Here is a 13,195-nt window from a genome sequence, read left to right as displayed (position 1 = left end):
ACGGAATTCGGAATTGTGGCATTGGCCCACAATCTACTGAAAGTGGCCGGCATCCGCGTGCTACTTTCAGTATTGAATGAGAAAAATACAAGAACAGGTGGCGAAAAACGAATCGTTTTTCGCCACCTGTTCTATTTTAGGGACTTATTGGACAGCCCCGTCTCAGCTTGTTGACAAACGCTCGCATACGGCGTTGCTCGTCTCGCTCGTCCCCTCATGAACCTTAAGTTCGATTCGGGTCTTCGCTCGACTTCGCGCCTTGTCTGACAAGCGTTTTCAAGCCAAGCTGGGCAAGCACCTATCTCATGACTACAAACCTTAAAAAGACTGTAGACAAAGTAAAAAGATACTTTGTCTACAGTCTGAGACCGCATTCACACATCTAGTGTGGATGCGGTCTTTCGTTTGGACGATTAGTATATGATTGAAATAAGATTCGTTACCGATTTTACGTAAATGCGTCTAAGTAAGTAATAAGTGAGGTGAACGATTTGTCGAGTGAAGCGTGGTTTGATGAATATTATGATGCTGTCTACAGTTACATCCTTATGCTTGTGAAAGAACCCCATACAGCTGAAGACTTGTCTCAGGAGACATTTATGAAGGTTATTCAGAAGGAACATCAATTCAAGGGGAACTCCCTTGTCAAAACATGGATTTTCCGTATCGCTTACACGACAACGATGAGTTATTTCAGAAAGAAGAATCCCATTACCTATTATTTTGATATAAATACTCATATCACCAAGCACGAACGATCATCAGAGGAAATTGTTCTTCTTAATTCGCAGCAGAAGCAATTTTACGAAGCGCTAAGCCAACTAAAGCTAAGTTACCAGCAAGTCATTATCCTGCGGAAAATCCAAGGGTTCTCTACAAAAGAAACATCAGCTGTCCTCAATTGGTCGGAAGGAAAAGTGAAGATGAGTCTGTTAAGAGCGCTTGACGCGTTCAAAAAAGAGTTAGAGAAAGGTGGTTTTACGAATGAAACACTTATCTGATGATGATATAGCGCAAGAATTGGAGAAACTTGGCCAAGCGTTTAAACCTTCTTCCATACAGAAAGAGAAAATACGCCGAAGTATCTTTGTTCTAATCCACCCTAAGAAAGTGTTTCGTACAAATACATTTCTCCCTACTTTCATCTCACTTATTGTTCTGCTTGTGGTCGGCATCGGTTTATATGTAACCATTGATGGTTCTGATACAACGAATGTAACTGCTTCATGGGACGGGATGCTTTTAGAACAATCAAGTCAAACGAGTGCTACTAGGTTCGCTTTGAAATTCAATGGAACTTCATTGACCATTGAAGATGATTTCCTTGGCTCAAATTTTATGTCAGATAAAGCGGATAGGGAAGCATACATGCGTGGCTATAAAATTAAGAAGCCCCTCTTAACACCTGGGATCTATGAAAATTATACGATTACACAGAGGGGCGATACGTACACACTCAAGGTCAATGGCAAAACAGGGTTCACTTATAACTTCAAGATATTAGGACCAAGAATTCTTGTGGGGGAAGATGGTGTCGAATATTCCACAAGGATCTATTTGGATACACTGGAGGCAATCACTGATGACATAACTCCTGAACATTTGGAGATAGCTCCTCAATCAGAACATACATTTTTAATTGAATGGGAATTGGATTCAATGGATAGAGGAAATCATGATTTCGAATCACATGGACACGGGCAACTCGTCGTTTCAACTGATTTCGACGAGCTACAGCGGGGGCATGTCGTTTATTATCATATGCCGTCTTCCGTCATCGCCAAGAATTCGGCAGTTCCTGAAATGTATATCGGGAGGGTTGTCGGATTACCCGGTGAAACAGTCGAGATTAAAGGCGGCCAAGTGTATATCGACGGAAAAAAGCTTGATACGTTTTATGGTAAAGCAACAATGAATGGCTTGGGCGAGGAAGAGTATTTCGATTCGGTTCCGAAAAGTAGAATTGGAGATGAACAATCAACAAGGGAGTACTTCAATATGGACATGGCAGCCGTAGCTGTTAAGGAAAATACAGTGTTTATTCTCGTCGATCAATGGTGGAGAGGATACGATAGCCGAGAGTATGGTCCATTGCCGATTGGAGAGATTGAAGGGATTATTACGGGTCTTGCGGAATAACATGATCCAGTAAAGGCACGCGGAAACCCATAGTGCCTTTACTGTTTGTTTTCTTGTACTGCCATGATTTTGTCATAATTCCCTTGGGCCTTGCCCTATCAAGCTTTTACCTGTCCTCTCTTACCAAGTTACCTATCTTCTATATTGACGAAAATTAGTAGACCCCCTAAACTATGAATATTAGTTGAGGGGGTCTACTATATTGAGAGAGAAATTGGAAGAGGCAATTGAGTTATTTCAGGAAGTACTAATCTACGGATCAGAGCATGTTGTAAAAACGGTCAATGTCGACGTTTGGAATGACTATTCACCTGAGCAAATCCAAGTGCTGAAAATACTTTCGACACAAGGTCCCTTATCAAATGGAAAATTAGCCGAAATACAAGGAGTGCATAAAAGCGCTATTTCGACTCGTTTGAAGAAGTTAGAAGAAAAAGGGCTTGTTTCCTCCGATAAAGATCCGAATGATCAACGTGCGAAAATTGTACAGTTGACCACTTCTGGGGAAGAAGTTCTCAAAAAGTCCGACGAAGCGGTTTATGAAAGTATCGTGAAACTATTTGTCGGAAAGGTAGAAGAACATGAGGTTGATACGTTTGTTAACACATTTCGTAAATTAAAAGATATTTTACATATGAAAGGAATGTAAGTATGAAACAAGTGCTGAAATTTAAATGGCCGATATTCATTGGGATTATCGCGCTAACCGTAATTTTATTCATCCTGTCCCCTGACCTTGCGAAACAAGCTGAAGACGCCGGTTCTTTCCAGCTTCCTCCTACGGCAGAATCGCAGAAAGCGGCGGACATATTGGAGAAAGCGGGCGCTGCAGAGGAAACCATTTCACTCGTTTATGCACTCGACCAACCTGTAGATGACGCATTAAAGAAAAATGTATCTGCAGTGGCACAAAAAATCCAATCAATCGGGAAACCGGTGAAGGAAGTATTAGATCCGTTTGAAAATGAAGAGATGGAAAAACAGTTAGTTTCAGAGGATAAGAAAACGATCCTCGTGCCAGTTACGGTGGATGGAGCTCATGAAGAAATTATTGAGCTTGCGGGTAAAATCCATGCAGACCTACTTCCTAAAGATGAAACTGTCTATTTGACGGGTGAAGCGATCATTAACAATGACGTCAATATTAGCGCGCAAGAAGGGTTAAAAAAGACGGAATTGATTACAGTCGTTCTGATTTTTGCTTTGTTACTGATTGTATTCCGCTCGATTGTGACGCCTTTTGTTCCTCTATTGGCGGTCGGTATATCTTATTTGCTTAGCCAATCAATCGTTGCTTATTTCATCGATTGGTTCGACTTCCCTGTTTCGAACTACACGCAAATCTTCCTCGTGGCGATTCTGTTCGGATTAGGAACGGATTACTGTATCCTCTTGCTTAGCCGGTACAAAGAAGAATTATTAGCTGGTCACGAAGTAGAAGAATCGATCGTAAACACATACAAAACAGCGGGGCGCACACTTTTTATCAGCGCAACGGCAGTGTTTATCGGATTCGCAGCGATCGGATTTGCGGACTTTCCGATCTTTAAATCTGCTGTAGCAGTTGCTGTTGGGATTGCGGTTCTGCTCGTCATTTTGTACACAATCGTTCCATTGTTCATGGTTTTATTGAAAGATAAATTGTTCTGGCCATCCAAGGGCGCAGCTTCCCATAAGGACAGCAAAATTTGGATCGCATTCAGCAAAGTGTCGGTTGCCCGGCCGCTTATTTCGATGCTCATCGTTGCGGTTATTACGATTCCGGTTCTATTGACATATGACAATGACTTGTCATTCAATACAGTCGATGAAATCGATGACAGTAAGGAGTCTGTCATGGGACTCAATCGGATTTCCGAAGCGTTTGGTGAAGGAGATTCATTGCCAGTCCAAGTCATCTTGAAAAAAGATACGAAGATTGTAAATGAACAAGATGTCACCTACTTGGAGTCGATCAGCAAAGACATTGAAAAAGTTGATGGTGTGAAAAGCGTTCGTACGATAACACGTCCGACAGGAGAATTAATCGAGGACTTGTATGTCGATCATCAAATTGCGCTGATGGCGGATGGTTTGAATGAAGCAGTCGGTGGACTTTCAGAAGTTCAAGACGGACTTCGCCAAGTGCAAAGTGGGTTAACTGAAATTACAGGTCAATTGCCTTCTGGTTCAGCCTCCACGGGAGGTGCAGGATTGCGCCAAGCAGCTGGTGGCATTAAGCAAATCAATGAACAGCTTTCTCAAATAGCCGGCGGGCTTGAACAAGGAATGCCCGCTGCACAAGCCGCAGGTGGTTTGAAAGCGTTGGGATCCGAGCTTGGCAAAGTGAGCGATAGCTTGTATGGCGCTGCCAATCAGTTAGATGGTGCAGGCGGTCAAATGGGTGCCTTATCCGGTGGTCTGAATGAGCTTGCAAAAGGCGTTGAAGCAGCTAACGGAGGGCTTGGCGAAATTCACAAAGGACTTTCCGAACTAACTGATATGATGAAAGATATGGGAAATACGAAGAGCGTGCGGGATACAGGGCTGTTCATTCCAAAAGGCACACTTACAGAAGATGAGTTTGAACCTGTCATTGACCGGTATACGATCGATGAAGAAACAGGTATTATGTTAGAAGTTATCCTTGAACAGGATCCGTATTCCCGAGAAGCGATTGGAACCGTGGAAGAAATCGAAAAAACCGTCCACCGATCCGTCATCGGCACACCTTTCGAAAAAGCGGATATCGCATTTAGCGGAATTTCCGTCATGAATGCGGACTTGAATGATGTTTCGACGAAAGACTTTACACGGACTGTGACGATCATGCTCGTCGGCTTGTTCATCGTGCTGTTCATCCTATTCCGTTCGGCAATTATGCCAGCCTATATGATCGGTTCATTGTTGCTCACTTATTACACATCTGTGTCCATTACGGAGCTCATCTTCGTTAACGGACTTGGATATGATGGCGTCAGCTGGGCCGTTCCATTCTTCGGCTTCATCATGCTAATCGCGTTAGGCGTCGACTATTCGATCTTCCTGCTTGACCGCTTCCGAGAAGAAAGCATTAATGGGAAAAACGTCCGAGACGCCCTAATTACATCTATGGCGAAAATGGGCACGGTCATTATTACCGCAGCGATTATTTTAGCAGGTACATTCGGTGCGATGATGCCATCCGGTGTATTGAGCCTTGTCCAAATCGCGACGATTGTTATTACAGGATTGCTGTTGTACGGTTTGATTATCTTACCGTTGCTCATTCCGGCGATTACTGTGTCGTTTGGCCGTGGGGTTTGGTGGCCGTTTAGAGGGTGAAAATAATAAATAGAGCAGTAGTCGAATTGGCTGCTGCTCTGTTTTTTGTTCCCCCTATTCAACAGTTACAAATCATAACAACATTTCCATCTATGTCCTTTATATTAAACCAAGCTGTCTCTTCAACCCACTCGATTTCCCGCACAATCTGAATTCCCTTATCTTTAACATACTGGTAGGCTTGCTCGATTTCGGGAGCATAAAGATTAAAAATCGGACTCGGACTAACAGTATGTTTGAAGTGCAGATCAAAGGTATGATCATCTAAAGTTAACGAAGTTGTTCCGATTATGGGTAAGTTATAAACCGGTGACACAACCTTCTCTATATCAAGATCCAATCCTAACAAGTCGGAGTACCATTGTGCTGAAGCCTTCAGATCAGATACATGAATAAAGACACCATTCATCTGATTCTTTATTGGCGTTGTTTTATTCATTTGAAACCTCCTCTTTTTGGCGCATTTGATTAAATTTTGTAGAAAATGAAGGCTTTCCCCTTATTCTCTATTGCTTTCAATTGCCTCTATTAATGGTTTTAGCCAGTCATGCAAATTAGTAAATTGGAATCCGCTGTTTGTAGCTTTTTCATTCGTCATATACCAAGAAGAAGGGATGGCATAAGGCGAGCGTATGTCATCGTTTTTCTCTAAAGAAATCTTTGCAGTTTTCCCTGTAGCTTCTTCAACTAAATGAATGAATTCGTCCAAGGAAATTCTCCCGTTAGCCGTTGCATTATATGGGCCTTCCACTTGAGACATACCTGCCCATTTTAAAAATCGGGCTGCCTCAGTTGCTTGGATAAATGACATTTCTGCACCCATATTCAGAAAACCAATCGTCTCCTCATTCGCAACGCGTTCAACATGAAAATGTAAACGACGTGTGTAATCATCCTCACCCATTACAATTGGGAAACGAACTGCCACAACAGGGAATTTTGCATATTTAAAAAATACTGCTTCCGCTTGACGTTTTCCCTCTCCGTACGTGAATTGATCCTTATCGCCAAATGTAATTTCATAATTGTACGGATCAAAGTCAGCCTCACTTTTTTCATTCCCATCTGCTTCATAAGTGGAAAGTGTTGACGTAAAAATCAGCTTGCCAATTCTCCCGTTAAATATTTCACACAAAGCATAAGCGTCATCTGGCGAATAGCAAATATTATCATACACAATATCGAAAGTACGATCTTCAACTTTCTTTGCAAGTTCTTCTTTATTTACACGATCGGCTATAAGATGTTCCACTTTATCACCGAAAGGATTGTCCGATTGTCCCCGTGTTAGAATCACAACATGATGTCCATCCTCGATTAATAACTCGACTAATTTACGGCCAAAAAAACGAGTGCCGCCAAGAATTAAAATATTTTTCACTAATTCATTCCCCCTTTGCTCCAATGTACTTTAAGCTTTTCGCACATGACCTCTATCACCTTGGATAGGAGGGAAGCCCTTATTAGGCTCTCGATGCAAGCCCTACATTGAAGAGAATTCAACTTTCACCATAGAAACTCCCGCATTGTCTATTTCCGATACATAATTTCTCCCGCCACAACCGTCATCACGACTGCTATACTTATGATGTCTTCCACATCCACCTTAAACAAATCCCTATCCAACACTGTAAAATCCGCATCAAAACCGACGCCTAACTTCCCACGTGAATCTGCTTTGCCGATCGTCGCCGCGCTGCCTGTTGTGAATAAACTGATCGCATCAAAACGGCCAAGCTTCTCCTTCAGCAAGTACCCTTCATGCGTCTCGCCCGGCTTCCTTCTTGTCACTGCGGCATAGATGCCAATCAACGGATCGACCTCTTCAATCGGAGCATCCGACCCCGCCCCACAAATGAATCCTTCGTCAATCAACCGCTTCCAAGCATACGCCCAGTCCAAACGCTCTTCACCTAACCGGTCCATCACCCACGGAAAATCGGACGACACGAAAACGGGTTGGATATCCAATACAACAGGAAGCTTCTTCATTCGCTCCACTAAATCATCCCGCAACACATTCACATGGATGAGCCGATCCCGCTTCCCTTCAGGTACAGGATGGCGCTCAATCGCGTCTAATCCTTTTTCAACCGCCGCATCTCCAATCATATGCATCGCAACTGCTTCCCCATACTTCCGTGCTGTCGCCACATGTTCGTCGATTTCCTCATCTGTCAACACAGCAGTACCGCAAGTTGAAGGATCATCGGCATATGGTTCGCTTAATAAAGCCGTCCGCCCGCCGAATGCGCCATCAACAAAAAACTTCATCTCGCCCGGCACGATCCACGGTTCATCATACGTCACATCGTCTTCCATCAATTGAGTGAATACTGTAGAACGCCGCAGCAAATGTGCCCGGAATTTTTTCTTCTGCGCTCCAATGACATTTTTAAAGGCGTTCAAAGGATTATGATAATCACCGTAATAGCCTAAGTCATCCGTCACTGCTCCGGTCAGTCCTTTTGACAATAAATCATCGACCGATTTCTCAAGCGCTTTCGTCAACATCTCCTCCGTCGGCTCTGGAATGAGCTGCAGCATTCGATCCATCGGGCCTTCTTTCAACAACCCAGTTGGTTCCCCATTTTCATCCCGCTCAATAACCCCGTCATCCGGATCGGGCGTATCCTTCGTAATATTAGCGAGTTCAAGCGCTTTCGAATTAACGATCGCCGCATGCCTGCACGTCCGCTTCAAAAACATCGGTGAATTCGTCACTTTATCCAATTCATAGCGAGTAAAAATCTTTTTATCCGCAAAATTGTTTTCATTCCACCCTTCGCCAATAAACCATTCATCCGCCTCCAAATCCGGATAGGCGTTCATGAGCATATCCATCATGCCCTCAGAGGACTTTGCCTTGGATAAATCCAAGCTGAGCAGCTTCTGCCCGTGCCCAATCATATGCATATGATTGTCAATGAATCCTGGATAGAGGACGGCCCCTTGCAGATCCACCTCTTCATCCGCTTGCTCCTTCAAAGATTCATATGTGCCGATCGCAGCAATTTTTCCGTTTTCGGTAACAATAGCCTCGACCGTCTCCCCTTCTTTCTCCATCGTATAAAGCGTGCCATTATGCCAAATTACTTTCATTGCCATCCCCCTTTTCTTCCTCTTATTCTAAACTTTCAAGCAACAATGAGCAATCCTGCCCGCTTGAATGCTATAATGAAATCTATCAATGAAGGAGGGACATGGAATGAGGTTAACCGTATATCTTGCAGGTGAAATCCACACATCTTGGCGCGAAGAGGTGAAGGAAAAGGCTGCCGAACTACAACTGCCGATCGATTTCGTTGGCCCGATGGAAGATCATGATCGTTCCGATAACATCGGTGAAGAAATCTTAGGCAAACAGCCCGATGCAATCTTTAAAGACGCCGCCGCTTCAAGCTTCAACAACTTACGAACAGAAATTTTAATGAAAAAGGCCGACATTGTCATCGCTCTCTTCGGCGATCAATATAAACAATGGAATACGGCAATGGACGCAAGCGCAGCCGTCGCTTTCGGCAAACCGCTCATCTTGATCCGCAGCGAACAACATCACCACGCGCTAAAAGAACTATCCCGCAAAGCATACGTTACCGTCGAAACCGTCGACCAAGCCGTCAAAGCATTGCAATATATTTTCGAATAAACAACAAAACGCCACCTGCAACGGGTGGCGTTTCGCTTATGGAGTTTATAAGTAGTATGGACGACAGCAAACATACATTTTGCGCCAGTAAAACAACACTCTACGCCAGTAAACGAACAAACCATTAACCATTTACAAACTCTTAACAATCCCTTCATATTCACTCAACACTCTTCGCCTACACTATAGAAAAGCCTCAATCCAATTAGGAGGATTTCCAAATGACTTTACTTCAAGAACGAATAAAAGATAAACCGCTAACAGTTGTCAGAAACGAAAGCTGGTCGAAACCGATTTACGAAACGAATGGATTAAATTTATGGTATGGAACGTCGCATGCCTTAAAAAATATCGATCTTTCTATTAATGAAAAAGAAGTGACTGCCATTATCGGTCCATCCGGCTGTGGTAAGTCCACTTATTTAAAGACATTGAATCGCATGGTGGAAACTGCAGCAGATGTTACAATTTCCGGACATGTCACGTTCAAAGGAAACAACATATTAGGCAAGGAAATGCCTGTGGAAATCTTGCGTTCGAAAGTAGGAATGGTATTCCAAAAACCAAATCCTTTTCCGAAATCGATATACGAAAATGTCGCATTTGGACCAAGAGTGCATGGCATTCGCAACAAAGCAACGCTCGATCGTATTGTAGAGGAAAGCTTAAAGAAAGCCGCACTTTGGGATGAAGTGAAAGATCGGTTAAATAAAAGTGCATTCGGTTTATCCGGCGGTCAGCAACAACGCCTTTGCATCGCTCGCTGCCTTGCCATCGACCCAGAAGTAATTTTAATGGACGAACCGACTTCCGCGCTGGACCCAGTTTCAACACATAAAATAGAAGAATTGATTCGTGCCATTAAAAATGACGTGACGATTGCGATCGTTACACATAACATGCAACAAGCAGCACGAATCTCTGACCGAACTGCATTTTTCCTCAATGGAGAAATTATAGAAGAAGATCGGACGACAACAATTTTCAACAACCCATCAGACAATTTAACCGATGACTATATAAATGGCCGTTTTGGCTGACCCTTGAAACCATGTGAGAATTCATTTCTTACATGGTTTTATTTTTATGTAAATCAATCATTTACAATACCTTTACATTTTAACAACACCCTCTTAACATTCAACTCTTATACTCTATAAGTGAAAGGCATTATCATACAAACAGTTTAGGGGAGGACGTTTTAAATGAAGTTCAATAAAATGCTTTTGTTCATAGTGATTGCTGCTATTGCAGCCATTGCCGCAGGCTGCGGAGCGCAAGCCGATGAAAAAAAAGATGGAGATACAGCTACATTGGAAGGCAGCGTCGCTATTGACGGTTCCGGCACAGTATACCCACTGATGGCAAAATTAGCTGAAGAATATATGTTGAACGAACAAGAAAACGTATCTGTTGAAGTGAGCCGCGCAGGAACGAGCGCTGGTTTCAAAAAATATTTGGTCGAAAATGGTACGGATTTCAACAACGCTTCCCGTCAAATCAAAGATGAAGAAGCTCAAGAAGCGGAAGCATTGAACATTGAAACAAAAGAATTGAAAGTAGCTTTAGATGGTCTAACTTTCGTCATCAATAAAGAAAATGATTGGGCAACAGAAATGACACCTGAACAATTGGTAAGCATTTTTCTATCGGACGGCAATGTAAAGAAATGGTCCGACATTAACCCTGAATGGCCAGATGAAGAAATTCACGCTATGGGACCAAACGAAAACCACGGTACGTATGAATTCTTCTATGAGAAGATTTTAGATAAAAAAGATATGCACCAAGACGTCAATTTACAGCAAGAATATTCAACACTCGTTAATTTAGTTTCGGAAGATAAAAACGGAATTGCCTTCTTCGGATTTGGCTATTACGTAAACAACCAAGACAAATTGCAAGCTGTCTCTGTCGATTTTGGAAACGGACCTGTTGAACCTGCATTGGATACCATTGCGGAAGATGGCGCATATGCCGACTTTACACGACCTGTCTTTACGTACTTAAACGTTAACCATGCGAAAGACAAGCCTCAAGTAAAAGACTTTGCACTTTATGTAATGAACAATGCAAACAAATTTGCAGGCGAAACTGGTTTCGCACCAATCCCTGAAGCGGAAGCGAAAGAAAACATTGAGTTTTTGGAAGGGCTAAACTAAACAAGCTCACGATTATATTGCAATGACTGGGGCACCGTTAGGAGTTTTTCGACTTCTTAACAGCCCCTTTCCCTTATTTTCCGAAAGGAGATTCTTATAATGAATCAAGGTTTTACAAAATCAGATGATCTCAATATCCGACAGCTGATCGATCAACATCAAAATTCGAACGTTTGGAAACGTAAGGCAGAGCGACTGATCCCAGTCTTTCTTTGGCTCATTGCATCAATCTCTGTATTGACAACAATCGGCATACTCTTCACGCTTCTATCTGAGACGATCGAGTTTTTCAAGCGTGTTCCAATTGCAGATTTTTTTACCGGGACCGTCCTGAAGCCGCTTAGTCAAAATCCGGAATTCGGTGTTCTCCCCCTTCTTATGGGAACGATCACGTCTTCTGCCATCGCCATGATCGTTGCTGTACCGATCGGATTAATGGCAGCGATTTATTTAAGCGAATACGCGTCTGTGAAAGTGCGTAAAATTGTCAAACCGCTGTTAGAGCTTTTAGCGGGCATTCCGACGATTGTCTATGGCTTTTTCGCCTTTACCTTTGTAACGCCTTTGCTTCGGGAGTTTATCCCTTCTTTGCAATCAACGAACATTTTAAGCCCAGGCATCGTTATGGGAATTATGATCATCCCAATGATCGCCTCTCTCTCGGAAGATGCAATGAGCTCCGTGCCGAATGCAATGCGTGAAGGAGCTTACGGACTTGGTGCAACGAAATTAGAAGTGACGCGCAAAGTCGTCATCCCGGCAGCTTTATCGGGCATTATCGCATCTTTTGTCTTAGGTATTTCACGTGCTATCGGTGAAACGATGATTGTCACAATCGCGAGCGGCAGTACGAAAAACTTCACTTTTGATATTACGCAATCCATGCAAACGATGACAGCTTATATCGTCGAAGTAACAGGTGGAGACGCACCTGCAGGCTCCACTGTTTACTACAGCCTTTACGCAGTTGCAATGACACTATTCGTCTTTACACTACTTATGAACATATTGGCGCGATTCATTTCTAAGAGATTCAGGGAGGAATATTAAAATGCACCAAATGAACCAGGCTGACATGATGAAAAAAGCTAAATGGCGTTTATTTTTGAATAAAACAGCAACGGTTCTTTTCATGCTATCTGCTTTTTTCGGCTTATTCTTTTTAGGCCTTCTCTTCTACAAAGTCTTTACTGACGGCATCGCGTTTATCAATTTCGAGTTTTTGACAGGCAAACTATCAACGCAACCCGAACGCGCCGGCATTATGGGTGCAATTTTAGGAACTTTCTATTTAATGCTATGTGTTGTGCCTATAACAATGGTCGTTGGTGTTGGCACTGCGCTTTACTTAGAGATGTATGCGAAAAAAGGGAAAGGATTGCAGTTCATTCAAACGAACATCGCCAATTTGGCAGGCGTTCCGTCAATTGTCTACGGAATATTAGGGCTAACCGTTTTTGTACGCGCCATGAACTTAGGCAATATTGTTTTAGCAGGCGGTTTAACGATGTCATTGCTCATCCTGCCAATCGTTATCGTAGCAAGCCAAGAAGCAATACGGGCAATACCGTTTCATTTAAGCGAAGCATCTTACGGATTGGGCGCGACGAAGTGGCAAACGATACGACGTGTCATTTTGCCGGCAGCCTTGCCAATGATTTTAACAGGCGCCATCTTATCATTATCGCGTGCAATCGGTGAAACAGCACCGCTTGTTGTCATCGGCATTCCAGCGTTGCTCATTCCATTTCCAGGAAGCATTTTCGACCGTTTCACTGTATTGCCTATGCAAATTTACTATTGGACGTTGGATTCTTCACTTGTTGCAGAATACGCAAACTTAGCAGCTGCTACGATAATCGTCTTGTTGCTCTTGCTGTTTTTACTTAATTCTGCAGCAATCTTAATCCGTAACAAATTCCAGCAAAGCTTTTAAACATCC

At 43.0% G+C, this 13,195-nt stretch carries 12 protein-coding genes; 9 read left to right on the top strand and 3 right to left on the bottom strand.

From position 1 onward, the window contains the following. Positions 1-482 precede the first annotated feature (482 nt). The 4 genes from WFH04_RS14410 (at position 483) to WFH04_RS14395 (ending at position 5,442) form a co-directional block, all read left to right on the top strand. Complete coding sequence (locus tag WFH04_RS14410; protein WP_408020192.1) at positions 483-1,001, top strand: RNA polymerase sigma factor; 519 nt, start codon at positions 483-485, stop codon at positions 999-1,001. Continuing rightward, positions 985-2,139: a signal peptidase I gene (gene lepB / locus WFH04_RS14405; RefSeq protein ID WP_336824752.1), complete on the top strand. Its 1,155-nt coding sequence runs from the start codon at positions 985-987 to the stop codon at positions 2,137-2,139. Before WFH04_RS14410 ends, lepB begins: the two co-directional genes overlap by 17 nt. Before the next feature lie 202 nt (positions 2,140-2,341). Further along, complete coding sequence (locus tag WFH04_RS14400; RefSeq protein ID WP_336824751.1) at positions 2,342-2,788, top strand: MarR family winged helix-turn-helix transcriptional regulator; 447 nt, start codon at positions 2,342-2,344, stop codon at positions 2,786-2,788. 2 nt (positions 2,789-2,790) lie between these two features. Beyond that, entirely contained in the window at positions 2,791-5,442 is a 2,652-nt protein-coding gene (locus WFH04_RS14395; protein ID WP_336824750.1) for an MMPL family transporter, read from the top strand. A 58-nt stretch (positions 5,443-5,500) separates the two neighbouring features. Here the strand turns inward: WFH04_RS14395 and WFH04_RS14390 are convergent, their stop codons facing one another. The 3 genes from WFH04_RS14390 to WFH04_RS14380 form a co-directional block, all read right to left on the bottom strand. Beyond that, complete coding sequence (locus WFH04_RS14390; protein ID WP_336824749.1) at positions 5,501-5,881, bottom strand: VOC family protein; 381 nt, start codon at positions 5,879-5,881, stop codon at positions 5,501-5,503. Between the two features lie 60 nt (positions 5,882-5,941). Then, complete coding sequence (locus WFH04_RS14385; RefSeq protein ID WP_336824748.1) at positions 5,942-6,823, bottom strand: NAD-dependent epimerase/dehydratase family protein; 882 nt, start codon at positions 6,821-6,823, stop codon at positions 5,942-5,944. A gap of 149 nt (positions 6,824-6,972) precedes the next feature. Further along, on the bottom strand, positions 6,973-8,544 hold the full coding sequence (locus tag WFH04_RS14380) for an amidohydrolase (protein ID WP_336824747.1): 1,572 nt from the start codon (positions 8,542-8,544) through the stop codon (positions 6,973-6,975). Between the two features lie 106 nt (positions 8,545-8,650). Between WFH04_RS14380 and WFH04_RS14375 the strand changes: the two genes are divergently transcribed. The 5 genes from WFH04_RS14375 to pstA all read left to right on the top strand — a co-directional run bounded on the left by WFH04_RS14375 (position 8,651) and on the right by pstA (position 13,189). Further along, positions 8,651-9,091 carry a YtoQ family protein gene (locus WFH04_RS14375; protein ID WP_336824746.1) on the top strand — a complete coding sequence of 147 codons (441 nt, stop codon included), beginning with the start codon at positions 8,651-8,653 and terminating at the stop codon, positions 9,089-9,091. 221 nt (positions 9,092-9,312) lie between these two features. Then, positions 9,313-10,131: a phosphate ABC transporter ATP-binding protein PstB gene (gene pstB, locus WFH04_RS14370; RefSeq protein ID WP_336824745.1), complete on the top strand. Its 819-nt coding sequence runs from the start codon at positions 9,313-9,315 to the stop codon at positions 10,129-10,131. 165 nt (positions 10,132-10,296) lie between these two features. Continuing rightward, positions 10,297-11,253, top strand: coding sequence for a PstS family phosphate ABC transporter substrate-binding protein (locus WFH04_RS14365; RefSeq protein ID WP_336824744.1), 957 nt, complete (start codon positions 10,297-10,299; stop codon positions 11,251-11,253). Positions 11,254-11,352: 99 nt separating this feature from the next. Then, positions 11,353-12,303 (top strand): phosphate ABC transporter permease subunit PstC, encoded by a 951-nt coding sequence (gene pstC / locus WFH04_RS14360; RefSeq protein ID WP_336824743.1) that lies wholly within the window; start codon positions 11,353-11,355, stop codon positions 12,301-12,303. Position 12,304: 1 nt separating this feature from the next. Next, entirely contained in the window at positions 12,305-13,189 is an 885-nt protein-coding gene (pstA, locus tag WFH04_RS14355) for a phosphate ABC transporter permease PstA (protein WP_336824742.1), read from the top strand. The last annotated feature ends 6 nt before the right edge of the window (positions 13,190-13,195 follow it).

It is taken from the genome of Sporosarcina sp. USHLN248 (genome assembly GCF_037144575.1).
Taxonomy (GTDB): Bacteria; Bacillota; Bacilli; order Bacillales_A; family Planococcaceae; genus Sporosarcina; species Sporosarcina contaminans.
The sequence above is the reverse complement of the archived record's forward strand: the minus strand, read 5'-3'. Positions and strand labels throughout refer to the sequence as shown.

Excerpts from the sequence above, each read along its gene's own strand:
- WFH04_RS14380 (WP_336824747.1), bottom strand. The coding sequence starts at position 8,544 with ATGAAAGTAATTTGGCATAATGGCACGCTTTATACGATGGAGAAAGAA.
- pstA (WP_336824742.1), top strand. The coding sequence starts at position 12,305 with ATGCACCAAATGAACCAGGCTGACATGATGAAAAAAGCTAAATGGCGT.
- pstC (WP_336824743.1), top strand. The coding sequence starts at position 11,353 with ATGAATCAAGGTTTTACAAAATCAGATGATCTCAATATCCGACAGCTG.
- WFH04_RS14375 (WP_336824746.1), top strand. The coding sequence starts at position 8,651 with ATGAGGTTAACCGTATATCTTGCAGGTGAAATCCACACATCTTGGCGC.
- WFH04_RS14395 (WP_336824750.1), top strand. The coding sequence starts at position 2,791 with ATGAAACAAGTGCTGAAATTTAAATGGCCGATATTCATTGGGATTATC.
- WFH04_RS14365 (WP_336824744.1), top strand. The coding sequence starts at position 10,297 with ATGAAGTTCAATAAAATGCTTTTGTTCATAGTGATTGCTGCTATTGCA.
- lepB (WP_336824752.1), top strand. The coding sequence starts at position 985 with ATGAAACACTTATCTGATGATGATATAGCGCAAGAATTGGAGAAACTT.
- WFH04_RS14390 (WP_336824749.1), bottom strand. The coding sequence starts at position 5,881 with ATGAATAAAACAACGCCAATAAAGAATCAGATGAATGGTGTCTTTATT.
- pstB (WP_336824745.1), top strand. The coding sequence starts at position 9,313 with ATGACTTTACTTCAAGAACGAATAAAAGATAAACCGCTAACAGTTGTC.